This is a genomic window from Achromobacter sp. 46006 (assembly GCF_059761975.1).
Genome location: NZ_JCBANN010000008.1, coordinates 96,243 through 120,189 on the forward strand (window position 1 = coordinate 96,243; position 23,947 = coordinate 120,189).

The window sequence follows — 23,947 nt, forward strand, 5'->3', positions numbered from 1 at the left end:
CCGGCCGCGTCAGTGGAAGGCTTCCAGCGCCACCGGATACAGCGAGGCCACCAGCAGCAGGGCCATGCTGATGTTGAAGGCGCGGATTGCCCAGGGCTTGTGCAGCACGCGCCGCAGGGCCGTGCCGAACGTGACCCAGATGCCGATGCTGGGCAGGTTGACGATGCCGCACACCAGCGTGGCGATGACCAGATTGGAGAAGAAGCCGGCCTGCGGCGTGTAAGTGGCGATGACGCCGACGGCCATCACCCAGGCCTTGGGGTTGACCCACTGGAACGCGGCCGCCTGCAGAAAGGTCATCGGCTTGCCGCTGACGGCGCCGTCCTCCATGCCGCCCGAGTTGGCGATCTTCCAGGCCAGGTACAGCAGGTAGGCGGCGCCCACGTACTTGAGCACCGTGTACAACTGCGGCACCTGCTGGAACACCGAGCCCAGCCCCACGCCCACCAGGAAGATCATCAGGGTGAAGCCGAGGTTCACCCCCAGCAGGTGCGGCATGCTGCGGCGGAAGCCGAAGTTCAGGCCGGACGCGGCCAGCATGACGTTGTTGGGCCCGGGCGTGATCGAACTGACCAGGGCGAACAGCGCCAGGGGACCCAGCAAGGACAGGGAAGCGAGCGGCACATCGGCCAGGCTGGCGGGGAACAACGTCATTTCTTGACTCCAATGATCGCGCGGCGTCCGCCGGCGATGACCACGATGACGGCGGCGGCGAACAGGTACGTGCCCGAGTCCACCGCTTCGTCGAAAAACAGGGCTGCGGCCAGCACCGTCAGGAACGGCTGCAGCAGTTGAATCTGCCCGACCCGGGCGATGCCGCCCGCGGCCAGGCCGCGGTACCAGGCGAAAAATCCCACGAACATCGAACCGAACGCCAGGTAGGCGCTGGCCGCGATCACGTTCGCGTCCGGCCAGCCGGGCTGCCGCGCGGCCATCCAGCCCACCGGCACGGCCAGCACCGGCGCGCTGATCACCAGCGCCCAGCAGATGGTGCGCCAGCCACCCAGCGTGCGCGCGGCGCGCGCGCCCTCGGCATAGCCCAGCCCGCCCAGCAGCACCGCCAGCAGCAGCCAGAAGTCGCCGATCGACAGCGCGCCGTGGCCCTCGCGCAAGGCGAACGCCGCCACCAGCAAGGCGCCCACCGCGGCCCAGGCCCAGAATGCGGGCGAGGGCCGTTCACCGCTGCGCCAGGCCGCGAAGGCGGCGGTCGATAGCGGCAGCAGGCCGTTGAACACCGCGCCATGCGAGGAGGCCACGGTCTGCATCGCCAGCGACGAGGCCAGCGGCCAGCCGACCACGATGCCCAGCGCGGCCAGGATCACGCCCGGCCATTCCGCGCGCCCGGGGCGGCGGCTGCGGGTCAGCCACAGCAGCGCCAGGGCCGGCACCGCAGCCAGCAGGGCGCGTCCCAGCCCCACCAGCAGCGGCGGCAATTCGGTCACCGCCACGCGCGTCATCGGCAGCGTCAGCGAAAACACCAGCACCCCCAGGAAGCCGTAGCCGTAGCCTTCCCAGGGCGACGCGGCGGGGGCGGCCTGCAGGGTGGAATACGGCACGGAGCGGTTCATGGCGGGGCGTCGGAAAAGGGCCAGGTCCGCGGGGCTTGCGGGCTGATGCCATTGCTGTCACTCTACGCATAGTTATCGGTACAGTACCGGTACACTTATACATGTCACTTCAACCACTGGCCTGGTGAAATCCCCATGACAGTTGCTTCGCCTTCCATGCCCTGGCAGCCCGTGCGCCAGGCCGACGCCACGCTGGTGGCGCAATTGGCCGATGGTCTGGCCCGGCGCATCGACGAACAGGGCCTGCGCCCCGGGACCCGGCTGCCGTCCATTCGCAAGATGGCCGAGCAGTCCGGCGTCAGCCGCTTCACCGTAGTGGAGGCTTACGACCGACTGGTGGCGCGCGGCCTGGTGCAGTCGCGGCGCGGCGCCGGCTTTTTCGTGCGCGCCCGCAGCGGGCCGCTGGCCCCGGTGGCCCTGCCCGCGTCGACGCAGAATTTCACGCCGCCGGCGCGGGTCGATATCGCCTGGCTGCTGCGCAGCATGTTCCGCGAGGGCGGCGGCCCCGGCATGCCCGGCGGCGCCGGCCTGTTGCCGGCCGACTGGCTCGATCCCGACATGGTGGCGGGCGCGGTGCGCGCGGTGGGCCGTTCGGTGCGGGGCCATCTCGTGTCTTATGGCCACCCACAGGGGTTTTCACCGTTGCGCCAGCAGATCGCCGCCTCGCTGCAGAGCGACGGCGTGCCGGCCCATCCCGAGCGCAACCTGCTCACCACCAATGGCGTTACCCATGCGCTGGACCTGATCGCCCGCCTGCTGGTGCAGCCGGGCGACACCGTGCTGGTGGAGGACCCGGCCTGGTTTGTCATCTTCGGCCGCCTGGCGGCCTTCGGCGCGCGGCTGATCGGCGTGCCGCGCGGTCCCGACGGCCCCGATACCGCCTTGCTCGAACAACTGGCGGCGCAGCACAAGCCGAAACTGTTCATCATCAACAGCGCGGTCCACAACCCCACCGGCCACACCCTGTCGGCCGGCGCCGCCTACGACATCCTGCGCATCGCCGAGCGCCACGATTTCATGGTGGTGGAAGACGACACCTACGGCGAACTGCATCCCGGCGGCGCCATGAAGCTGGCGGTGCTGGACCGGCTCAATCGCGTCATCCTGGTCAGCGGCTACTCCAAGATGCTGGCGGCGAGCCTGCGCGTGGGCTACCTGGCCGCCAACCCCGACCTGCTGCAGAAGCTGGCCGACCTGAAAATGCTGGCGGGCCTGACTTCGCCCGAACTGGGCGAACGGGTGGTGCATCGTGTGCTGATGGAAGGTCAGTACCGGCGCCATATAGAGCGCGTGCGCCAGCGGGTGGACGAGGCCCGCCAGCGCTGCCTGAAAGGGTTGCTCAAGCTGGGGCTGACGATCAAGCACGAACCGCAGGCCGGCATGTTCGTCTGGGCCGACTGTGGCCGCGACAGCGAGGTGCTGGCCCGCGCCGCGGCCGATCGCGGCATGCTGCTGGCCCCCGGCACCCTGTTTTCGCCGTCTCAGGGGCCGTCGACCATGCTGCGCTTCTCGGTCTCCATGGCCGATGACCGCGGTGTGTGGAATGTGCTGGAAAAGCTCTTCGCCTGAAACCGCTCCTACAATAATATGCAATTCACCTCATCCAGGAATCGCCATGTCCGCACCGATCAAGCCCCTTACCGAGAATTTCGCCGTCGCCCCGCAACTGGGGCCTGACGACATGGCTGATGTGGCCGCCGCCGGCTACAAAAGCGTCATCATCAACCGCCCCGACTTCGAGGGCGGCCCCGACCAGCCGACCGCCGCCGACGTGTCCAGGGCCGCTGCCGCCGCCGGCCTGAAAATCGAATACCAGCCGGTCGTCGGCAGTGCCATGACCGCGGCCGACGTGGTCCGCTTCGCCGAACTGCTGCGCACCCTGCCGGGCCCCGTGCTGGCGTACTGCCGCACCGGCACCCGCTGCACCAATCTGTTCGCCGCCGCCCAGCAATTGGGTTGATGCGCGTCAAGGCCCCCGGGTTCGCTTGATGTGAACCTGGCGGGTTTCCGGTAGCATGGAGTTTCCTCTCAAACAGGAGCAGGCAAGATGTTCAAGAAGATCCTGATTCCCACCGACGGCTCGCCGCTGTCGGCCCAAGCCGCCAACGCCGGCATTACCTTCGCGCGCTCCGTGGGCGCTGACGTCGTCGCCCTCTACGTGACGCAGCCGTTCGCCGCCACCATCGGTTTCGACGGCATGGCCGCGGCCTATGCCATCACCGACGAAGACTACGAAAAGGCCTCGGCCGAGCAGGCCGACAAGTACCTCAAGCAGATCACTGACCGCGCCGACACCGCCGGCGTTAAGTCCGAGGCGCGCGCCGTGTCCAACTTCAACGTGGCCGACGGCATCGTGCAGGCTGCCGCCGACGCCGGCTGCGACCTGATCTTCATTGGCAGCCACGGCCGCAGCGGCCTGTCGCGCCTGCTGCTGGGCAGCGTCACCGCCAAGGTGCTGTCGCTGGCCAGCACCGCCGTGCTGGTGTACCGCGTCAAGGAAGAAAAGAAGTAATCCCGCGGGTCGCCGCCGATGTCAGGGCACTGTCAGGCCCGCCGGCGCCGATGCCATGCCAAGCCCCTCCTCGCCGAGGGGCTTTTTCATGTCCGCCCCACCCCTATGGCGCTTATGGCTAAAGCTTGTAAAGCGGCTCGCGGCGCGTAATATTCAAGGATAGTGCGGGCGCGGTTTCGCAACACCCGAGCACACCTCTCAACGCGGCATGGCGCCCGCCGCGGCAGTATCCGGTCGGACCTGCCGCCCACTCCTGGTGATTACTGCAAGGAACGAGGCCATGACTCGCAAGACGCCTATCGAGCTATACCGGAACATCGGCATCAGCGCCCACATCGACGCGGGCAAGACGACGACTACCGAGCGCATCCTCTTCTATACCGGCATCACCCACAAGATCGGCGAAGTCCATAACGGCGCCGCCGTGATGGATTGGATGGAGCAGGAGCAGGAGCGCGGCATCACCATCACGTCCGCCGCCACCACTGCCTTCTGGAAGGGCATGGCAGGCAACTACCCCGAACACCGCATCAACATCATCGACACGCCGGGCCACGTCGACTTCACCATCGAGGTCGAACGCTCCATGCGCGTGCTGGACGGCGCCGTCATGGTCTACGACGCGGTCGGCGGCGTGCAGCCGCAATCCGAGACCGTCTGGCGCCAGGCCAACAAGTACCGCGTGCCGCGGCTGGCCTTCGTCAACAAGATGGACCGCGTCGGCGCCGACTTCCTGCGCGTGCAGCGCCAGATCAGCGAACGCCTCAAGGGCGACGCCGTGCCGGTGCAACTGCCGGTGGGCGCCGAGGACGGCTTCGAGGGCGTGATCGACCTGGTCAAGATGAAGGCCATCATCTGGGACGACGCCAGCCAGGGCGTGCGCTTCGAGTACCGCGACATCCCGCCGGCGCTGCAGGCGCAGGCGCAGGAATGGCATGAAAAAATGGTCGAGAAGGCCGCCGAGGCCAATGAAACGCTGCTGGAGAAATACCTGGGCGGCGAGGCGCTGACCGAAGCCGAGATCAAGCAGGGCCTGCGCCAGCGCACGGTCGCCAACGAGATCGTGCCGATGCTGTGCGGCAGCGCCTTCAAGAACAAGGGCGTGCAGGCCATGCTGGACGCGGTCATCGACTACTTGCCGTCGCCGGTCGACGTGCCCGCCATCAAGGGCCACGACGAACGCGACCATGAAATCGAGCGCCATCCCACCGACAAGGAACCATTCTCGGCGCTGGCCTTCAAGATCATGACCGACCCGTTCGTTGGACAACTGGTGTTCTTCCGCGTCTACTCGGGCGTGGTCAAGTCCGGCGACTCGGTCTACAACCCGGTCAAGGAAAAGAAGGAGCGCCTGGGCCGCATTCTGCAGATGCACGCCAACGAGCGGCGCGAGATCACCGAGGTCTATGCCGGCGACATCGCCGCCGCCGTCGGCGTCAAGGACGTCACCACCGGCGACACGCTGACCGATCCGGCGCACGTCATCGTGCTCGAACGCATGGTGTTCCCCGAGCCCGTCATCTCGCAGGCGGTCGAACCCAAGACCAAGGCCGACCAGGAAAAGATGGGCATCGCCCTGGGCCGGCTGGCGCAGGAAGACCCCTCGTTCCGCGTGCGCACCGACGAGGAATCCGGCCAGACCATCATTTCCGGCATGGGCGAGCTGCACCTGGAAATCCTGGTCGACCGCATGAAGCGCGAGTTCGGGGTCGAGGCCACGGTGGGCAAGCCGCAGGTCGCCTACCGCGAGACCATCCGCAAGACCTGTGACGAAGTCGAAGGCAAGTTCGTCAAGCAGTCGGGCGGTCGTGGCCAATACGGCCACGTGGTGCTCAAGCTCGAGCCGCAGGAACCGGGCAAGGGCTACGAATTCGTCGACGCCATCAAGGGCGGCGTGGTGCCGCGCGAGTTCATCCCGGCGGTGGACAAGGGCATCCGCGAATCGCTCAACGCTGGCGTGCTGGCGGGCTACCCGGTGGTCGACGTCAAGGTGACGTTGTTCTTCGGTTCGTACCACGATGTGGACTCGAACGAAAACGCCTTCAAGATGGCCGGCTCGATGGCCTTCAAGGAAGGCATGCGGCGCGCCGATCCGGTGTTGCTGGAACCGATGATGCAGGTCGAGGTGGAAACGCCCGAGGACTTCACCGGCAACGTCATGGGCGACCTGTCTTCGCGTCGCGGCATGGTGCAGGGCATGGAAGACATCGCCGGTGGCGGCGGCAAGGTGGTGCGCGCCGAGGTGCCGCTGGCCGAGATGTTCGGCTATTCCACTTCGCTGCGTTCGCTGACGCAGGGCCGCGCCACCTACACCATGGAGTTCAAGCACTACGCCGAAGCGCCGCGCCAGGTGGCGCAGGAAGTGATCGCGGCGCAGGGCGCCGGCCGTTGATTGGGTTCAGGCGCAAGCAGGGCTGGCGACCCTCCCAAAGGTTGGATCGATGTCCAACTCTTCGGGTGCCGTTCAACCGCCAGCCCTTTCTTCAGGCCGGCGCGGCGGCGCCAGCCGCCGCTGCGCGCATGCGCGACGAGGCCAGCTTCACGCCCAGCAGGATCATCACGAAGCCATAGGCATGGAACAATTGCGGCGCCTCGCCCAGCAGCGGCCAGGCCAGTAGCGCGGCATAGACCGGCACCAGGAACATCGACAGGCCCGCCGTGGCCGGCCCGGCGCGGCTGATAAGCCGGCCATAGACGTAGTACGCGCCCAGGCTGGGCACCACCGCCAGGAACAGCAGCACCGCGGCCAGTCGCGGATCGCTCCATGGCGCGACGGTGCCGGCGGCGGCCTCGATGCCCGCGAACGGCGCCAGTGCGATGGCGCCGCCCAGCATCATCGCCGCCAGCCGTGCGCCATCAGGCACCGCCGGCAGCGTCAGGCGCTTCTGCAGCACCGTGTAGCAGGCCCAGCCGGTGGCCGCCAGCAGCACCCACAGGTCACCCTGGCCGAAGGCCAGCCGCGCCAGCGCCCGCGCATCGCCGCGCGTCAGCACCACCAGCACGCCGCCCAGCGCCAGCGCCAGGCCGGCGGCGCGCAGGGGCGAGAGCGGCTTGCGCCAGATCAGCGCCTCCAGCAGCGCCACCAGGATCGGGCTGCACGAGAAGATCAGGGCTATGTTGGTGGCGCTGGTGCTCTGGGCGCCAATGTACTGCGGCGCCACCGCAACGCCCATGCCCAGCACCGCCAGCGGCAGCAGCGTAGGCAGGCCGCGCCACAGCGCCTGGCGATGGCGCAGCAGGCTGGGGGCGGTCAGCGGCAACAGGATCAGAAAGGCGACCAGCCAGCGGCCGAAAGCCAGGAAAACGGGGGGAAGGGCGGCGTCGTGGGCCCAGCGGGCAGCCACCATGTTGGAGGCGAATAGCGCCGGCGCGCCCAGGAGCATGGCGGTGCCGGACAGGCCCAGGCCGGTTCTTGCGGGTACTGCTGCTGCGTGAGACATGATTTCCCGCCGCGCGGATCGGCGCGCGGCACACTGCGGTGGACTACACCGGCGTCGGCGCCGGGTTGTGCCACGGCGCGGGCGCTGGATCCGACGGGCGGGGTAATGCCCGTCTTTCTGGAAAGTCTACGGCGGGATCTGGAAAATAGGTTTCCTGATTCTCGTCACTTTTGGCGAGAGAGGAGAATATATATCTATTAAAATAAGATTTTATAGGGATGTTGTCTTTCGCTGCCTACCCGCCATGTCCACGCTGCCCAGAATCGACGAAACCGACCGCAAGATCCTGCGCGCCCTGCGCACGGACGGCCGTCTCACCAACCTCAAGCTGGCTGAACAGGTTGGCCTGTCGCCCACGCCCTGCTGGAACCGCGTCAAGGCGCTCGAGGAAGCGGGCGTGATCGAGGGTTACGCGGCCCTGTTGAACCAGAAGGCGCTGGGCCTGCCCGACACGGTGCTGATCGAGGTCACGCTCGAACACCACGACGACGACACCCTGGCGCGTTTCGGCGAAGCCATCACGCGCCTGCCGCAGGTGGTGGAGGCTTTCCTGGTGACGGGCGAGTACGACTACCTGATCAAGGTCGCGGTGGCCGGCACCGAGGGCTACGAGGAATTTCTGCGCAAGCGGCTCTACAAGCTGCCCGGCGTGCGCCACAGCCGCTCGACCTTCGTGCTCAAGCGCCTCAAGCACACGCCGTCGGTCGAACCCTGACGGCGCGCGCGGTTCAGGTTCAGCCGCGCAGGAACGATTCGATGGCGCCGTTGAAGGCGCGCGGATTGCCCAGGTTCATGCCGTGCGACGAGCCGGCGATGTTCACCCGCCGCGATTGCGGCAGCCAGCGCTCCAGCGCGTCGAGCACGGCGGGGTACGGGTCGGGGCTCAAGGCGCCGCCGATCAGCAGCGTCGGCAGGGTCAGAGAGGCGATCTCGTGCGGGCTCAGCGAGGCCGGGGTTTCGCGAGCCTGGCCGAACAGCGTGCCGGCGTTGTCGCGCACCATCTCCTTGAACCAGGGCACCATGCGCTGCCAGGTATCCGGCCCGGTCACCGTGTCCACGAACAGCGCCAGGCCTTCTTCCACGGCGCCGTCGCGGATCAGCTCCAGCGCCCGCTGGCGAAAACCGCCCCGGGCATCGTCGCCACCGGGCAGCGGCAGGCCGGGATCGGCCAGCGTCAGGCTGCGCAATGCGTCGGGCCGGGCCAACGCCGCTTCCAGCGCCACGCGGCCGCCGCGCGAATGGCCCACCAGGTGGGCCGGCTGGCCCGCCACGCGGTCGATGAACGCTAGCACGTCGGCGCCATGCTGCGCTACCGAGAAGCCATCGCCTGCGCCATCCCAGCCTTCGGGCCAGTAGCGGCGCAGGCACACCGCCAGCACCCGGAACGAGCGGCCCAGCGGCGCCATCTGCGACTTCCAGTAGCGGCAGTCGGACAGCGAACCGTGTACCAGCACCAAGGGCTCGCCCTCGCCGTATTCGGTATAGGACATGGCATAGCCACCGATATCGGCGCTTTGCAGGGGCAGGACGGGTTCGGAACGCATCGGGTCGGGGTCGGGAAGCCAGGCGGGCATTCTAGCCGGTTCGTTTCCGCGGCGGCCGCCCGCCCGCGCCCGCGGCGGGGGCATTGGCCGGGCTGATAAACTCGTTCCCGATCTTTTTGTCTTGAACGGAGTTCGCCAGATGTCCCTCGCCACCCCCGCCGATCTTCCCGAGTCCGCCCGACGCGTCGCCCGCCTGCTGGCCGAGCTGGGCCACGACAAGCCGGTGGTGGTGCTGCCGCAGACCGGCAAGACCTCGGCGGAAGCCGCGGCGGGGCTGGGGTGCGAGGTGGCGCAGATCGCCAAGTCGATCATCTTCCGGCGGGCCGCCGACGACGCGCCGGTGCTGGTCATCGCAAGCGGTATCAACCGCGTCGATGAGTCCAAGGTCGCGGAGCAGGTCGGCGCGCTGGCCAAGGCCGACGCCAAGTTCGTGCGAGACATGACCGGTTACGCCATCGGCGGCGTCTGCCCCATCGGCCATGCGGTCAAGCCGGTGATGCTGCTCGACCAGGATCTGTTCCAGTACGACAGCCTGTGGGCGGCGGCGGGGCATCCGCATGCCGTGTTCAACCTGACGCCGCAGCAACTGGCCGCCATGACCGGCGCGCCGGTTGCCGATGTGGCGCAGCGCGCCTAGAGGCGCGGCAATCTCAGGCCGGAGGCCCTCGGCGATGCAAGTCCGAACCCGGCTCAGTGCGGACGGGCCTCCAGGTCGTCGATCAGCACCTGCGGCCGTCCACGCGAACAGGTCTCGACGCGGGCGCGTACGCCATACACCGACGCCAGCGATGCGGGCGTGATGACCTCGGCCGGCGCGCCCGCCGCCGCCAGCCTGCCGTCGTGGATCATCACCGCGCGGTCGGCATGCTGCAGCGCCGCGTTCAAGTCATGCAGCACGATCAGGGTGATCAAGCCATGTCCGGCGGTTTCCTGTTTCAGCAGCCGCATCACGTGGAATTGGTAGTTCAGGTCGAGCGCCGATAGCGGCTCGTCCAGCAGCAGCACGCGCGGGCGCCGCACCAGGGCCTGGGCGAGGCCCACCAGTTGTTTTTGGCCTCCGGACAACGCGTCCAGGTAGCACAACGCCAGATGGCCGATGCCGAGCCGCTGCAGCAGCCGTTCGATGGCGTCCAGGTCCGCCGGCGGCCCGTCGGCCTCGCTGGCGCGGGCCGCCACCAGCACCGACTCAAACACCCGCAGGTGCACGGCGGCGGGCAGGCTTTGCGGCAGGTACGCCAGATGGCGCGCGCGGGCCGCGAAATCCATGGCTCCCAGGTCCACGCGATCCAGTCGCGCGTGGCCGGCACGCAGGCGCACCAGGCCCGCCAGGGCCTTGAGCAGTGTCGATTTGCCGCTGCCGTTCGGGCCCAGCAGGGCGGTCACCTGGCCGGCGCCCAGCGGGGGCAGCGACAGCTCGTGCAGCACGTCGACGCTGCCATAGCCGGCGGTCAGGCCGTCGATCGCCAGCAGCGGGGTTGACTGGGCGCTCATGGCAGGCTCCGGCGCAGCACCACCGCGATGAAGAACGGAATGCCGATCAGCGAAGTGACGATGCCCACCGGCACGATGACACCGGGCGCGAGGTTCTTGGAAGCGACCGAGGCCAGCGACAGGATGACGCCGCCGGCCAGTGCGCTGCCCGGCAGGAAGAAGCGGTGATCCTCGCCCACCAGGCGGCGGGCGATGTGCGGTGCGATCAGGCCGATGAAGCCGATGGTGCCGACGAACGCCACTGCCAGTGCCGACAGCAGGCTGACCCGCGCCAGCGCCGCCACGCGCACCCGGCGCACGTCCACGCCGAAGCTGGCGGCGCGTTCTTCGCCCAGGCGCAGCGCGGTCAGCTTCCAGGACTGGCGCATGGCCAGCGGCAAGGCCAGCGCCAGCGCCAGCCCAAGCGCGGCCACCGTGGTCCAGTTGGAACGCGACAGGCTGCCCATGGTCCAGAACACCAGGTTCTGCAAGGCTTCGGCGCTGGCGGTGAACTGGACCAGCGACACCAGCGCATTGAAGGTGAACACCATGGCGATGCCAAACAGCACCACGCCCGAGGTATTCAGGCCTCCCCGGCGCGCCACGCCGTCCAGCAGCAGCGCCGCGAGCATGGCGAACAGGAAGGCATTGGCGGCGATCAGCCAGCTATCGGGCAGGCCGGGCACGCCCAGGTGCAGCACGATCGCCAGTGACGCGCCAAAGGCGGCCGCGGAGGAGACGCCCAGCGTGAACGGACTGGCCAGGGGATTGTTCAGAATGGTCTGCATTTCGGCGCCGGCCAGGCCCAGCGCCATGCCCACCAGCGCGGCCATCAACGCGTAGGGCAGCCGGATGTCCCAGACGATCACGCGCAGCGTCGGATCGGCCGATGCCGGCGCACCCAGGGTCTGCCACAGTTCGGCAACCGTCAGCCCGGACGGCCCGACGGCGACGTCCAGCAGCAGCCCAATGCAAATCGCCGCCAGCAGCAGGGCGATGAGCCCCGCGCGGCGGCGCAGGATGTGCCGGTAGGCGGTAACCGCGGTGGCGGCTGGCGCCATTACTGCAGCAATTGCAGGCGGCTCTTGGCCGTGTTGGCGGCCGGCGTGGTCGGGTAGTCGCGCACGATCCGCTGCAGCGTGGTCTTGGCGCCGGCGCGGTTGTTCAGCTCGATCTGGCTGCCGGCGATGACCAGCAGGGCGTCCGGCGCGCGGGCGTTGTCGGGCGCCTTCTGCACCATGGCGGTCAACTGCTCGATGGCGCCCTTGAAGTCCTTCAGCGCATAACGGCTGCTGCCCAGGTAGAACTGGGCGCTGGGCGCGAGTTGGCTGGCGGGGTAGAGCGCGGTGAACGCGGCCAGCGATTCGGAGGCGTCCTTGTATTGGCCCTTGCGGAACAGATCGATGGCGCCATCGTAGGCGGCTTGTTCCTGCGGATCGCCGGCAGTGGCCCCCGGCGGGTTGGCCCCGCCCGGAGCGCCGCCCGGCCGGTTGCCGCTGGGCTGCTGGCGCGACACCAGTTCGAGCTGATCGCGCAACTGGGCGATTTCCTGTTGCAGCGACTGGATCTGGTCGGCCAATTGCAGCTTGGCGCGTTGGTTCTGCTCGTTCTGCTGCTGTACTTGCTGGCGCAAATCCAGGATGGCCTTGCGGGCCTCATCATCGGAGAAAGCGTGGGCGGGTGCCGCCAGGACGGCCAGCACCAGGCCGGTGGCCGCCATCAAGGGACGCAGGGACAGAACGGTATCGCGCATGAAAATTCCCGGGGATAAAAACAAACGTCGGGACGGCCGGCTGACCGTCCCGACGCGTGGTGGGGCACTTAACTATACGGAAAGCTTAGCGCTGATAGACGATATCGGCGCGGCGGTTTTCCGCAAAGTCGGCTTCCGACGAGCCAGTCGCCTTCGGCTTTTCCTTGCCGAAGCTGATGGTCTCGATCTGGTTGTCGCTGACGCCCAGCAGGGTCATCATGCGACGCACGGCGTCGGCACGGCGCTGGCCCAGGGCCAGGTTGTATTCGGCGCCGCCGCGTTCGTCGGTGTTGCCTTCGATCTTGATCTTTTGCTGCTGGTGCGAAGCCAGGTAGCGGGCGTGGGTCTCCACCAGGCCACGGTACTGGTCGGACACCGTGTAGCTGTCGAAGTCAAAGTATACCGAGCGCTGTTGCGCCAGGATGCTTTGGGGGTTGAAGGGATCAAGGATCTGGCCAGTAGCCGAGGATCCTTGGCCAGCGCCTCCGCCCTGACCCGCTTTATCGTCGAGAGGGACGGAGCTGCAAGCCGCCAGGGTGGCGGCCAGAGCGGCGATGGTTAGGCTTTTGGCAATGCGCGACTTCATGATAGTTCCTTTGCAAAGAGAGTCACACGTGTTATCGGGTAAATGGGCCCCAAGTCGGTTCACGTATTTCCCCGTTCAGTACCGAAAGCGTCTGCCGTACGCGACCATCGCTCGAAACACCTGCAAGCACGCTACGTCCGTTTTGGATCGCGGCGTAGAGGACTTGCATGCCATTCGGCGCGAAGCTTGGCGACTGATCGTCACGACCATCGGTCAGCAAGGTCTCCGTGCCGGAGGACAGGTTCAACGATGCGATACGGAACGCGCCGTCGCGTCTGGCAACGTACAGCAGCGTCGATCCATCGGGGGAAATTCGGGGTGAGATGTTGTAACCACCATTAAACGTGAGGCGGCGAGCATCGCCACCGTCCAGGCCGGTTTGATAAATCTGCGGCCCGCCGCTGCGGTCACTGGTAAAGATAATGGAACGGCCGTCCGGCGTAAAGCTCGGTTCGGTGTCAATGCCGGGGGAACGCGTAACTCGCTTCATATTCGAGCCGCCCGCCGCGCTGACGATGTAAATTTGCGACAGGCCATCACGCGTCAGGGCCACGGCGAGCTGCGTGCCATCGGGCGACCAGCCGGGTGCGCTGTTGTTACCCTTGAAGTTGGCGACCGGCACGCGGGCGCTGGTGGCCAGCGTATGCACGTACACCACGGGCTTGCCGGACTCGAAGCTCACATAGGCCAGCTTGGAACCATCCGGCGACCAGGCCGGGGAGATGATCGGCTCGCGCGAGCGCAGGGCCACCTGGGGGTTCTGCCCATCGGCATCGGCCACCTGCAGTTCGTAGGTGGCGCCACGCTTGAGCACATAGGCGATGCGGGTCGAGAACACGCCACGCACGCCGGTTATCTTTTCATAGATGCGGTCGGCGATCTGGTGGGCGACGCGGCGCAGCTCCTGTTCGGTGCCCGAAAAGGCCACGCCATCGAGCTGGCTCTTCTTGACCGTGTCGGCCAGGCGGTAGCGGACATCGTAGCGGCCGTCGTTGCCGCGCACGATGCTGCCGTAGGCGATGAAGTCGGCGCCCTTGGCACGCCAGTCGTCGTGGGCGATGGGGGAGTCGACATTCAGGCCGGAGCCTGCGGCGTTGATCAGGCGGAATTGGCCGGTGCGGGTCAGGTCGGCGCGGATCACCTCGGCCAGGGCGCGGCCATGGGTATCGTCCACAGCGAAGTCGGCGATCGCCACGGGGTATTGGGTGGCGCCGGTGCCGGAGATGTCGACGCGCAGTTGCGCCTGGGCCGGCTTCATGGCCGTCAGGCAGGCAAGCGCCAACAGCAGCAGGCCGAGTCCATACGATCGCCAGAGAGCGAGGGGGGAAACTCGTCGGCTAAGGGCGGGAGTCATAATCAGCAATCTCCTGTCAATCATACATTCTGTAGACAACGTCAATGATGGGCTCGTAGCGGCCGGTCGAAGGCTTGGGGAAGGGGTTGCAGCGGCGGATGCCGGTCTCGACCGCGCGGTCGAAGCCCGCATTGCCGGACGAACTGGTCAATGTGACCCCATTCACCTTCCCGTCAGAACCTAACTGTACCCGGTATTGGGCAGTCGGATTGTTCGACCCGCTGCGCGGCGGAGGCGGGTAGGCCACGCCGGGCTGCACGCAGGCGCGCACCTTGGCGCCGTAGCCACTGTCGCTACCGCCGCCGGCCTGGTTGCGATCCGCGGTGCCGCCGGGAATGCCGGCCGCGCCCAGGGCGTCGTTGCGGAACGCGTCCTTGAGCGCCTTGTCCGCCGCGGCCTTCTTGGCGGCTTCTTCCTTGGCCTTCTTCTCGGCCGCCGCCTTTGCCGCAGCGGCTTTCTCTGCCGCGGCCTTTTCCGCGGCGGCCTTTTCCGCCGCCGCCTTGTCGGCGGCAGCCTTCTTGGCGGCCTCTTCCTTGGCCTTCTTTTCGGCGGCCGCCTTCTCGGCCGCCACCTTCTCTGCCGCTGCCTTGTCCGCGGCGGCCTTTTCGGCTGCGGCCTTTTCAGCGGCGGCTTTCTCGGCCGCCTGGCGTTCCTGTTCGAGGCGCTTCTTTTCCTTCAGTTCGGCCTGCTTGCGCTCTTCTTCCAGCCGCGCCTTTTCCTTGGCCGCCTCGGCGGCCTGGCGCGCCTGTTCTTCCTGCTCGCGCTTTTTCTTGGCTTCCTGCAGGGCGATATCCGGGTCCACTTCCTCAGCCTTGGGCTGGGCCTGCGGCTCCGGCTTGGGCGGCGGCGCGGGAGGCGGCTCGGGCTGCTTCTGCGGCTCGGGTTCCGGCTGCGGCTTGGGCTCGGGTTTGGGCGGTTCGGGCTGCGGCGGGGGCGAGACCGGGGAATTGCCGTCGGCCCACAATTGCACTTGCACGGGGCCGGGGTTTTCGGTGTGCCAGTTCAGGTTGAAGATCAACACGGCCAGCAGCAGCGCGTGCACCAGCAACGCCAGGATCAGGGCGATCCGGTTGTCGTTGTTGGGCGGCGTGGCCGGCGGGCCGCTGTGGTGTCGAATGATGGGTGGCGTCATGAGCGTTGCAGGCCGGCGGCGCCGGCGGAGGGCGTCGCGTTAGCGTTTCTTCGCGGGAGCGGGCTGGTTGCCGCCGGCGGACTGGTCCACCAGCAGGCCCAGGCGGGTAATGCCATTGGTACGCAGCTCGTCCATGACCTTCACGACCGTCTCGTAGGGCACCTTGCCGTCGGCCGCGATCACCACCGGCGTTTCGGCGGTGATGCGCGAACGCACCTGAGCCACCAGTTCGGGGCGGGCGATGTCCTGCATGGTGGCGCCGGGTTCGCGTATGCGCAACGCGATCTTGCCGTCTTCCGAAATCTGGACTTCCAGCGGCTTGACCGGAACGTCGGACGCCGCGCCCACCGAGGGTAGCTGGATCAGGCCCGGCGTGATCAGCGGCGCGGTCACCATGAAGATGACCAGCAGCACCAGCATCACGTCGATGTAGGGCACTACATTGATGTCGGCCTTCATGCGGCGGCCGGACCTGCCGCGCGAGCTTAGCGAGGGCATTAGCGCACCTGCCGTTGCAGAATGTTCAGGAATTCATCGACGAAGCTGTCGAAACGGATCGAGATGCGGTCGATGTCGTTGGTGAAACGGTTGTAGGCCACCACCGCGGGGATGGCGGCGAACAGGCCGATGGCGGTGGCGATCAGCGCTTCGGCAATGCCAGGGGCCACCGAGGCCAGCGTGGCCTGCTGCATGTTCGACAGGCCGATGAAGGCGTGCATGATGCCCCAGACGGTGCCGAGCAGCCCGATATAGGGCGAAACCGAGCCGGCCGAGGCCAGGAAGTTCAGGTGTGACTCCAGCGCATCCATTTCGCGCTGGTAGGCGGCGCGCATAGCGCGGCGCGGGCCGTCGAGCAGGGCGGTGGCGTCATTGCCGGCGTTGCCGCGGCGGGCCTTCAGGAATTCGGTCATGCCGGCGTCGAAGATGCGGGCCAGGGCGCCTTGCTCGTCGCGGCGCGAGGCCACGGCCTGCTGCAGCATCGACAGGTCGCCGCCCGACCAGAAGTCGTCCTCGAAGCGGCGGGTCTGGGCGTGGGCGCGCTTGATGGCCAGCCGCTTGGCGAAGATGTAGGTCCAGGACATGATCGAGATGCCCAGGAGCATCAACATGATCAACTGGACCGGCACGCTGGCGTGCGTGATCAACGAAAGCAACGACATGTCGTTGGTGGCTTGCATGGTTATTCCTGAATTGATTCCAGTTTGGCGCGGACGTCGGCCGGTAGTTCCACCGGCCGCATGTTGACGGCATCGACGCAGCAGACTTGGATGTTGCCTTCGGCAAGCAGTTCCCCGTCACGCTCTGCGCGCTGCGCGAAGTGTATCGAAGCGCGGCCCAGTCGTGTGACCCGGCTGCGTATGGTAAGCAAATCGTCCAGCCTGGCCGGCTTGCGGTAGGACATGTCCAGCGAACGCACGACGAACAGCCGCTGTTCGCCGGCGGCCAGGGTGGATTGGTTGACCCCCAGGTCGCGCAGCCACTCGGTGCGGGCGCGCTCCAGGAATTTCAAGTAGTTGGCGTAGAAAACCACCCCGCCCGCGTCCGTGTCCTCGTAATAGACACGGATTCGCAGGAGGGATTCGGCGGACTTCGGATCGGTCACGATGCGGGTTTCGATAATGCGGGTCGGGACGCGGGAAGTCCGTTGTTGCTTTAGGGTTTAAGGCGATTTACAGCGTGTCGAGTTTCGTCAGCACGGTTTCCAGCGCGGACTCTACCGGAATCTTGGCCGCTTCGGTTTCGCGCCGGGCCTGCAATTCCACCACACCGTCGTTCAAGCCGCGTTCTCCAACTGTTACACGGAGCGGCGCGCCGATCAATTCCCATTCGGCGAACATCACGCCCGGGCGGGCATCGCGGTCATCCAGGATGACGTCCACGCCGCGCGCCAGCAGCGATTCGTACAGTTTCAGGGAGGTGTTACGCACGGTTTCGCTTTTGCCCCAACCCACCGGGCAGATGACGACTTCGAACGGCGCGATGGCGCGCGGCCAGATGATGCCGCGGGCATCGTGGTTCTGTTCGATGGCGGCGCCGACGATGCGGGTCACGCCGATGCCGTAGCAGCCCATCTCCAGGACCGCCGGCTTGCCGGTTTCGTCCAGGAAGGTGGCCTTGAGGGCTTCCGAGTATTTTTTACCCAGGTAGAAAACGTGACCGACTTCGATGCCGCGCTGGATCGACAGCGTGCCCTTGCCGTCCGGCGAAGGGTCGCCGGCCACCACGTTGCGCAGGTCGGCGACCAGCTCGGGTTCGGGCAGGTCGCGGCCCCAGTTCACGCCCTGGATGTGGAAGTCTTCGCGGTTGGCGCCGCAGACGAAATCGGCCATGTTGGCCACGGTGCGGTCGGCGATGACGTGCACCGGGCGCACGGTGCGCACCGGGCCGAGGTAGCCCGGTTTGCAGCCGAAGTGCTCGACGATCTCGGTTTCGGTGGCGAAGCGGAAGCCGGCCAGGCCCGGCAGCTTGCCGGCCTTGATTTCATTGAGTTCATGGTCGCCGCGCAGCAGCAGCAGCCAGATGTCGACCTTGCCCTTGTCGCCGTCGGTGGCCAGGACGATGGACTTCACCGTGCGCTCCAGCGGCAGGTCCAGCAGGCGCGCCACGTCCTCGCACTTGGCGGCGCCGGGGGTGGCCACGTCGGCCATGGGCTGGGTCGCCGCGCCGCGTTCGGGATACAGGCAGGGCGCTTCTGCCAACTCGATGTTGGCGGCGTAGTCGGAGTCGGCGTTGTAGACCAGCAGGTCTTCGCCGGTGTCGGCGATCACCTGGAATTCATGGCTGCGGCTGCCGCCGATGGAACCGGTGTCGGCTGCCACCGCGCGGAACTCCAGGCCCAGGCGGCCGAAGATGCGCATGTACGCGGCGTACATGGTGTCGTAGCTCTTCTGGGCGCCGGCTTCGTCGCGGTCGAAGGAATAGGCGTCCTTCATGGTGAATTCACGGCCGCGCATCAGGCCGAAGCGGGGACGGCGCTCGTCCCGGAACTTGGTCTGGATGTGATAGAAGTTCAGCGGCAGTTGGCGGTAACTGTGGATCTCGTTGCGGGCGATGTCGGTGATCACCTCTTCCGAGGTCGGCTGCAGCACGAAATCGCGCTGGTGCCGGTCCTTGATGCGCAGCAGTTCCGCGCCGTACTGTTCCCAGCGGCCGGATTCCATCCACAGTTCGGCCGGCTGGACCACCGGCATCAGCAGCTCGATGGCGCCCGAGGCGTTCATTTCCTCCCGGACGATGGCCTCGACCTTGCGGATGATCTTCAGGCCCAGGGGCATGTAGGTGTAGATGCCGCCCGCGAGCTTGCGGATCATGCCGGCCCGGGTCATCAGCTGGTGGCTGGCGACTTCGGCTTCGGAAGGGGCTTCTTTGAGGGTGTTGATGTGGTAGTTGGATGCGCGCATGTTTAAAGGTGGCAGCAGATACGTATAATCGACTGTAATTGTATTGAATTCGGTGGGGGTGGCCCATGCTTGACCGCGAAGGCTACCGCCCCAATGTCGGCATCATTCTCGTCAATAACAGAAACGAGGTCTTTTGGGGCAAGCGTATCAGGGAACATGCCTGGCAGTTCCCGCAGGGCGGCATCAAGTACGGCGAAAGCCCGGTGCAGGCCATGTATCGCGAGCTCCATGAAGAAGTGGGCCTGAAGCCCGAGCATGTCCGTATTTTGGGGCGTACACGCGATTGGTTACGTTATAACGTGCCCGATCACTTCGTCCGGCGTGAGTGGCGCGGCCACTATAAAGGACAAAAGCAGATTTGGTTCTTGTTGCGCCTGGTGGGACGTGACAGCGACGTTTGCCTGCGCGCGACGCAGCATCCGGAATTCGACGCCTGGCGCTGGAGCCAGTACTGGGTGCCGCTGGATGCCGTGATCGAGTTCAAGCGCGACGTCTACACCCAGGCGTTGAACGAGTTGTCGGCAATCCTCTTTCGGCGTCACCACGAAACCCGCTACCTGCGTCAGCGCGTGCATGGGCAGCGGACGGCAGAGAACTTGCCCGAAGGAACGGACGGTCATGCGCATATTGCTGGTTGAAGATGAACGGGACATGGCGTCCTGGCTGATGCGCGCGCTCGCGCAAAGCGGGTTCGTGCCGGATCACGCGGCCGATGCGCGCACGGCCGAAGCCTTCATGGCGGGCACCGAATACGATGCCATCGTCATGGACCTGCGCCTGCCGGACAAGCATGGCCTGGTGGTGCTGCGCGAGATGCGCAACCGCGACGACCGCACCCCGGTGCTGCTGCTGACCGCCCAGGGCGCGCTGCAAGACCGGGTGCGCGGGCTGAACCTGGGCGCCGACGACTTCCTCACCAAGCCGTTCGCCCTGGAAGAACTGGAAGCCCGCCTGACCGCGCTGGTGCGCCGCAGCCGCGGCCGCCAGCATCCGCGCCTGCAGTGCGGCTCGCTGTCCTACGACAGCGAAAGCCGCGCCTTCACCCTTGACGGCTCGCTGCTGTTCCTGACGCCGCGCGAGCACGCCGCCCTGGCGGCCCTGCTGACGCGCAGCGGCTACCCGGTGGACAAGTCGCAGCTATTCGGCAAGGTGTTCACGCACGACAGCGAGGCCAATCCCGACGCCATCGAGGTGGTGCTGCACCGCCTGCGCAAGAAGCTCGCCGGCAGCGACGTGCGCATCGTCACCGTGCGCGGGCTGGGCTACATGCTGGAAAGCGTCGCCAGCGAAGCCGCCGACTCCTGACACCCTCGTGAGCCTCCGGATTCCTGGGTTGCCGCGGGTCGGCATTCGCGCGCTGCTGATCATCCTGCTGCTGCCCGGGGTGGTGGCGCTGCTGGTCATCGACAGTCTGAACGACTACCGCACCCTGTCCGAGATCACCAACGAGGCCTACGACAGTGCGCTGGTCGAGCCTGCCCGGGTCCTGGAAAGCAGTCTGGAATTCGCCCCGGACGGGTCGCTGCAGGTGGCCACGCCACTGTACGCCCAGGTCATGCTGGAATCGCGCGCCGGGCTACGCAAGTACTTCCGCATCGAACAGATCGACCCGCCGCTGCCGGACGGTGCGCCGGTGCCGCTCGAGCAGGGCAAGACCCTGCTGGGCATGCCCGAGCTGCCGCGGCCGCCGAACTGGCCGCGTTCCAACGGCCCGCCGGTGTTTTACGACGGTATCTACCGCAACGATCCGGTGCGGGTGGTGTCGTTGGTGCGTGACCTGTATTACCAGGGCGTGCATCGCCAGGTGCTGGTGCTGGTCGCCGAAAGCACCGGCAAGCGCATCGAGGCCGAGAACAACGCCCGCCGCCAGGAAATCCTGCGCGACGCCCGCATGCTGGCGTTGGTGGTGTTGCTGGTGTGGTGGGGCGTTTCCTGGGCCCTGAAGCCGTTGCGCCGCCTGCGCGCCGACATCCGCAACCGCCGGCCCGACGACCTGACCGCGCTCGACGCGTCGCGCGTGCCCAGCGAGGTGGCGCCGCTGGTCGACGCCGTCAATCACCACATCGCCCGCTATCGCCGCGTCCTGGAAGAACAGTCGCACTTCCTGGCGGACGCGTCGCACCAGTTGCGCACGCCGCTGGCCATCATGCTGACCCAGGCCCAATACGCCCTGCGCGAGCGCGACCCGGCGCGGGCCCAGGAAGGATTGCGCGCGATCGTCGACCAACTGGGGCGCACCCGCCGCCTGACCGAGCAGTTGCTGTCGCTGGCCCACGCCACCCAGTCGGACCAGGTGCCACGGCAATTGCTCGACATGAATGCCGTCTCGCGCGAAGTGGTATTGCAGTACCTGCCCCTGGCGCACGAGAAACAGCAGGATCTGGGCTGGGTGCAGGCGGTCGACGGGCAAGGCCAGGAAGCCGGCGCGCCGGTGTCCGGCAACGAAGCCGAACTGCACGAGGCCTTGTCCAACCTGGTGCACAACGCCATCCACTACGCGCCGGTGGGCGCGCGCATCACGGTCTCGGTCGGCCGTGTCGACAAGCGCGTCGAGGTGGCCGTGTCCGATAACGGTCCCGGCCTGGAGCCGCTCTTGCGGGCACGCGCCTTCGCCCGTTTCGAGCGGGTCGGTACTGACAAACCGGTGGCGTCCTCGGGGTCGGGGCTGGGGTTGGCGATTGCCCGCGCCTATGCCCGCCGCAACGACGGCGATATCGAATTGCGCGATGGCGAGCCCAACGCGCAGGGCGGGGTGGGTCTGGCATCGGTGCTGTGGCTGCCGCTGGCGACGACCGTGTCGCAATACCCGCGGCCGGCCGATGTCGAGTTCAGCGGCGACCAATGACCGGCGGACGCGGACGCGCGTCCAAGCTTTCATTCTTTCGTCCTCGTCCTCCTGGCGTGTCTCCCGGATTCCCATCAGGGATAACCCCTGAATTCAGCATCGCGACAGCGCACAGAAAGCGAATTAGCAGCTTCCTTCCGTAATCTGCCAGCCGGCTTGCTGGAAAGAGCCGGACGGCGCACGTTCTGGGCGCCGTCCCGAGGGTCCGCACGACCCTGCTTCAGGAGGAAGGAAGTGCAAAAAACAATTAATAGAAAGGACTACTACGGCGGCGCGCTGATGGTCCTTGTCGGATTGGGGGCGATCTATGGTGGTACGGACTATCACATCGGAACGCTCAGTCACATGGGGCCGGGGTTCTTTCCCGCGGCGCTGGGCGCGCTGTTGGCGCTGACCGGGATCCTCATCGCGATCTCGGCGCGCTCCGGCGAATCCACGCCGCCCGCGCCGGGCGACGGCCATGCGCACGGGCTGCCGGATTTCCGCGGCAGCGCATGCATTCTGCTGGGCACGCTGGCCTTCCTGCTGCTGGGCCATTACGGCGGCCTGCTGCCGGCCACGTTTGCCATTGTCTTCATTTCCGCCCTGGGCGACCGCAAGAATACGGTCAAGCAGGCATTCGTGCTGTCGGTCGGCATGTCCGTGATCGCGGTGGTGGTTTTCTGGTGGGCGCTGCAACTGCAGTTGCCCCTGTTTCGTTGGGGTTGATGCGCCATGATTTCTCAAGCTTTGACCGACCTCTGGTACGGCTTCGGCGTCGCGTTCCAGCTCCACAACCTGATGTGGTCGTTCTTCGGCGTGCTGGTGGGCAACCTCATCGGCGTGCTGCCTGGCATGGGCGCGCTGTCGGCCATTTCGATCCTGCTGCCGCTCACCTACGTGATGCATCCGGTGCCCGCCATCCTGATGCTGGCCGGCATTTTCTATGGCTCGCAGTACGGTGGCGCCATCGGCGCGATCCTGCTCAACCTGCCGTCGCACCCGCCGCACGCGGTCACCTGCCTTGACGGGTATCCGATGACCAAGCAGGGCAAGGGCGGGACGGCGCTGGGCATCACGATGATCTGCTCGTTCTTCGCGGCGTCGGTCGGCATCATCGTCATGATCTTCGCCTCGCCGCTGCTGGTCGAAATCGCGTTCAAGTTCGGCCCGACCGAGATATTCTCGATCATGCTGCTGGGCTTGCTGGCCGGCGCCACCATGTCGCGCGGATCGCCGCTCAAGGGGGTGGCCATGACGCTGTTCGGCCTGATGTGCGGCGTGGTGGGCACCGACGTGAACACCGGCACCATCCGCTTCTCGTTCGGTCTGCTCGACCTGTCCGACGGCCTGGAACTGGTGGCGATCTCGATGGGCCTGTTCGGCGTGGCCGACTTCCTCATGAGCGTCAACCGCATGACCATCATCGGCAGCGGCGCCAAGCTGAGCCTGCGCGACATGCGACCGAGCAAGCAGGAACTGAAGAAGGCCTTCTGGCCAATGGTGCGCGGCACCGCCGTCGGCACGCTGTTCGGCGCCATGCCCGGCACCGGCCCCACCATCACCACCTTCGTGGCCTACGCGCTGGAGCGCAAGATCTCCAAGACGCCCGAGAAGTTCGGCACCGGCATGATCGCCGGCGTCGCATCGCCGGAAGCCTCGTCGCACTCCAAGACGCAGGTCGACTTCATCCCGACCATGAGCCTGGGCATTCCCGGTGACGCGGTGATGGCGCTGATCCTGGGCGCCCTGCTGATCCAGGGCATCCAGCCCGGCCCGCAGCTCATCACCGAGCATCCGGACATCTTCTGGGGCCTGATCGCCAGCTTCTGGGTGGGCAATGTGCTGCTGATGGTGCTCAACGTGCCGCTGATCGGCGTGTGGGTCAAGTTGCTGCAGGTGCCTTACCGGTACCTGTTCCCGTCGGCCATGTTCTTCATCGCGGTGGGAGTTTTCAGCACCCAGAACAGCCTGTTCCAGATCTGGGAAGTGCTGGCTTTCGGGGTGATCGGCGCCATCTTGATGACGCTGGAATTCTCGGTCGCGCCCATCCTGCTCGGTTTCGTGCTGGGTCCCATGGTCGAAGAGAACTTCCGCCGTGCCCTGCTGTTGTCGCGCGGCAATCTGGCCGTGTTCATCGAGCGTCCCATCAGCGCCTGGTTCATCGCCGCCAGCACGCTGCTGGTCGTGCTGCAACTGTGGGCCTTTGCGCGCCGCAGCCGCAACAAGAACAAGCCTGCGGTGACGCAAGCGGCCTGATCGGCTTGCGACCGCCTGTCTGACGAACGGCCCGGCTTCATGCCGGGCCGTTTGATTTACGCGCCATCTTCCCCCATGCTTGCGGTTTGTCCCGCCCGTCCGGA

The 23,947-nt window shown here is 66.7% G+C and carries 25 protein-coding genes; 11 read left to right on the forward strand and 14 right to left on the reverse strand.

Annotation, left to right across the window (positions count from 1 at the left end):
- Positions 1–9 precede the first annotated feature (9 nt).
- On the reverse strand, positions 10–654 hold the full coding sequence (locus AC6LKG_RS06980) for a LysE family translocator (RefSeq protein WP_498163662.1): 645 nt from the start codon (positions 652–654) through the stop codon (positions 10–12).
- Positions 651–1,568 carry a DMT family transporter gene (locus tag AC6LKG_RS06985; protein ID WP_498163663.1) on the reverse strand — a complete coding sequence of 306 codons (918 nt, stop codon included), beginning with the start codon at positions 1,566–1,568 and terminating at the stop codon, positions 651–653. The genes AC6LKG_RS06980 and AC6LKG_RS06985 overlap by 4 nt, the downstream gene beginning before the upstream one ends.
- A 135-nt stretch (positions 1,569–1,703) precedes the next feature.
- Here AC6LKG_RS06985 and AC6LKG_RS06990 point away from each other — a divergent pair, with 135 nt between their 5' ends.
- The 4 genes from AC6LKG_RS06990 to fusA all read left to right on the forward strand — a co-directional run bounded on the left by AC6LKG_RS06990 (position 1,704) and on the right by fusA (position 6,472).
- Positions 1,704–3,137 (forward strand): aminotransferase-like domain-containing protein, encoded by a 1,434-nt coding sequence (locus AC6LKG_RS06990; protein ID WP_498163664.1) that lies wholly within the window; start codon positions 1,704–1,706, stop codon positions 3,135–3,137.
- A 46-nt stretch (positions 3,138–3,183) separates the two neighbouring features.
- Entirely contained in the window at positions 3,184–3,528 is a 345-nt protein-coding gene (locus tag AC6LKG_RS06995) for a protein tyrosine phosphatase family protein (protein ID WP_006392903.1), read from the forward strand.
- A gap of 87 nt (positions 3,529–3,615) precedes the next feature.
- Positions 3,616–4,080 carry a universal stress protein gene (locus AC6LKG_RS07000; RefSeq protein ID WP_498163665.1) on the forward strand — a complete coding sequence of 155 codons (465 nt, stop codon included), beginning with the start codon at positions 3,616–3,618 and terminating at the stop codon, positions 4,078–4,080.
- 280 nt (positions 4,081–4,360) lie between these two features.
- Positions 4,361–6,472, forward strand: a complete 2,112-nt coding sequence (fusA, locus tag AC6LKG_RS07005; protein ID WP_498163666.1) for an elongation factor G — start codon at positions 4,361–4,363, stop codon at positions 6,470–6,472.
- Positions 6,473–6,563: 91 nt separating this feature from the next.
- On the opposite strand, the gene AC6LKG_RS07010 is transcribed toward fusA, so the two are convergent.
- A complete protein-coding gene (locus tag AC6LKG_RS07010; protein WP_498163667.1) occupies positions 6,564–7,520 on the reverse strand; it encodes a DMT family transporter in 957 nt (318 codons plus the stop codon).
- A 244-nt stretch (positions 7,521–7,764) separates the two neighbouring features.
- Between AC6LKG_RS07010 and AC6LKG_RS07015 the strand changes: the two genes are divergently transcribed.
- On the forward strand, positions 7,765–8,235 hold the full coding sequence (locus AC6LKG_RS07015; RefSeq protein ID WP_498163668.1) for an Lrp/AsnC family transcriptional regulator: 471 nt from the start codon (positions 7,765–7,767) through the stop codon (positions 8,233–8,235).
- 19 nt (positions 8,236–8,254) lie between these two features.
- On the opposite strand, the gene AC6LKG_RS07020 is transcribed toward AC6LKG_RS07015, so the two are convergent.
- Positions 8,255–9,064 (reverse strand): alpha/beta fold hydrolase, encoded by an 810-nt coding sequence (locus AC6LKG_RS07020; RefSeq protein ID WP_498163700.1) that lies wholly within the window; start codon positions 9,062–9,064, stop codon positions 8,255–8,257.
- A gap of 139 nt (positions 9,065–9,203) precedes the next feature.
- On the opposite strand from AC6LKG_RS07020, the gene AC6LKG_RS07025 reads away from it, so the two are divergent.
- Positions 9,204–9,701: a YbaK/EbsC family protein gene (locus AC6LKG_RS07025; RefSeq protein WP_498163669.1), complete on the forward strand. Its 498-nt coding sequence runs from the start codon at positions 9,204–9,206 to the stop codon at positions 9,699–9,701.
- Positions 9,702–9,754: 53 nt separating this feature from the next.
- Here the strand turns inward: AC6LKG_RS07025 and AC6LKG_RS07030 are convergent, their stop codons facing one another.
- The 10 genes from AC6LKG_RS07030 to AC6LKG_RS07075 form a co-directional block, all read right to left on the reverse strand.
- Complete coding sequence (locus AC6LKG_RS07030) at positions 9,755–10,555, reverse strand: ABC transporter ATP-binding protein (RefSeq protein WP_498163670.1); 801 nt, start codon at positions 10,553–10,555, stop codon at positions 9,755–9,757.
- Complete coding sequence (locus AC6LKG_RS07035) at positions 10,552–11,595, reverse strand: FecCD family ABC transporter permease (protein ID WP_498163671.1); 1,044 nt, start codon at positions 11,593–11,595, stop codon at positions 10,552–10,554. The genes AC6LKG_RS07030 and AC6LKG_RS07035 overlap by 4 nt, the downstream gene beginning before the upstream one ends.
- Positions 11,595–12,287: a tol-pal system protein YbgF gene (ybgF, locus tag AC6LKG_RS07040; protein WP_498163672.1), complete on the reverse strand. Its 693-nt coding sequence runs from the start codon at positions 12,285–12,287 to the stop codon at positions 11,595–11,597. The genes AC6LKG_RS07035 and ybgF overlap by 1 nt, the downstream gene beginning before the upstream one ends.
- Before the next feature lie 85 nt (positions 12,288–12,372).
- Entirely contained in the window at positions 12,373–12,873 is a 501-nt protein-coding gene (gene pal, locus AC6LKG_RS07045; RefSeq protein ID WP_175134517.1) for a peptidoglycan-associated lipoprotein Pal, read from the reverse strand.
- A 31-nt stretch (positions 12,874–12,904) separates the two neighbouring features.
- Positions 12,905–14,227: a Tol-Pal system beta propeller repeat protein TolB gene (gene tolB / locus AC6LKG_RS07050; RefSeq protein ID WP_498163673.1), complete on the reverse strand. Its 1,323-nt coding sequence runs from the start codon at positions 14,225–14,227 to the stop codon at positions 12,905–12,907.
- A gap of 16 nt (positions 14,228–14,243) precedes the next feature.
- On the reverse strand, positions 14,244–15,359 hold the full coding sequence (tolA, locus tag AC6LKG_RS07055) for a cell envelope integrity protein TolA (RefSeq protein WP_498163674.1): 1,116 nt from the start codon (positions 15,357–15,359) through the stop codon (positions 14,244–14,246).
- Between the two features lie 39 nt (positions 15,360–15,398).
- Positions 15,399–15,857 (reverse strand): ExbD/TolR family protein, encoded by a 459-nt coding sequence (locus AC6LKG_RS07060; RefSeq protein WP_175134520.1) that lies wholly within the window; start codon positions 15,855–15,857, stop codon positions 15,399–15,401.
- Positions 15,857–16,537: a protein TolQ gene (tolQ, locus tag AC6LKG_RS07065; RefSeq protein ID WP_498163675.1), complete on the reverse strand. Its 681-nt coding sequence runs from the start codon at positions 16,535–16,537 to the stop codon at positions 15,857–15,859. The genes AC6LKG_RS07060 and tolQ overlap by 1 nt, the downstream gene beginning before the upstream one ends.
- 2 nt (positions 16,538–16,539) lie before the next feature.
- Positions 16,540–16,962 (reverse strand): tol-pal system-associated acyl-CoA thioesterase, encoded by a 423-nt coding sequence (gene ybgC / locus AC6LKG_RS07070; RefSeq protein ID WP_498163676.1) that lies wholly within the window; start codon positions 16,960–16,962, stop codon positions 16,540–16,542.
- Between the two features lie 67 nt (positions 16,963–17,029).
- Positions 17,030–18,760, reverse strand: a complete 1,731-nt coding sequence (locus AC6LKG_RS07075) for a proline--tRNA ligase (protein ID WP_498163677.1) — start codon at positions 18,758–18,760, stop codon at positions 17,030–17,032.
- A 65-nt stretch (positions 18,761–18,825) separates the two neighbouring features.
- On the opposite strand from AC6LKG_RS07075, the gene AC6LKG_RS07080 reads away from it, so the two are divergent.
- The 5 genes from AC6LKG_RS07080 (at position 18,826) to AC6LKG_RS07100 (ending at position 23,843) form a co-directional block, all read left to right on the forward strand.
- Positions 18,826–19,398 carry an RNA pyrophosphohydrolase gene (locus AC6LKG_RS07080; RefSeq protein ID WP_498163678.1) on the forward strand — a complete coding sequence of 191 codons (573 nt, stop codon included), beginning with the start codon at positions 18,826–18,828 and terminating at the stop codon, positions 19,396–19,398.
- Entirely contained in the window at positions 19,379–20,065 is a 687-nt protein-coding gene (locus AC6LKG_RS07085; RefSeq protein WP_020925157.1) for a response regulator, read from the forward strand. The genes AC6LKG_RS07080 and AC6LKG_RS07085 overlap by 20 nt, the downstream gene beginning before the upstream one ends.
- Positions 20,066–20,072: 7 nt before the next feature.
- Positions 20,073–21,605: a sensor histidine kinase gene (locus AC6LKG_RS07090; protein ID WP_498163679.1), complete on the forward strand. Its 1,533-nt coding sequence runs from the start codon at positions 20,073–20,075 to the stop codon at positions 21,603–21,605.
- Between the two features lie 279 nt (positions 21,606–21,884).
- Positions 21,885–22,313 carry a tripartite tricarboxylate transporter TctB family protein gene (locus AC6LKG_RS07095; RefSeq protein WP_175134525.1) on the forward strand — a complete coding sequence of 143 codons (429 nt, stop codon included), beginning with the start codon at positions 21,885–21,887 and terminating at the stop codon, positions 22,311–22,313.
- A 6-nt stretch (positions 22,314–22,319) separates the two neighbouring features.
- On the forward strand, positions 22,320–23,843 hold the full coding sequence (locus tag AC6LKG_RS07100; protein WP_498163680.1) for a tripartite tricarboxylate transporter permease: 1,524 nt from the start codon (positions 22,320–22,322) through the stop codon (positions 23,841–23,843).
- Positions 23,844–23,947: the final 104 nt, after the last annotated feature.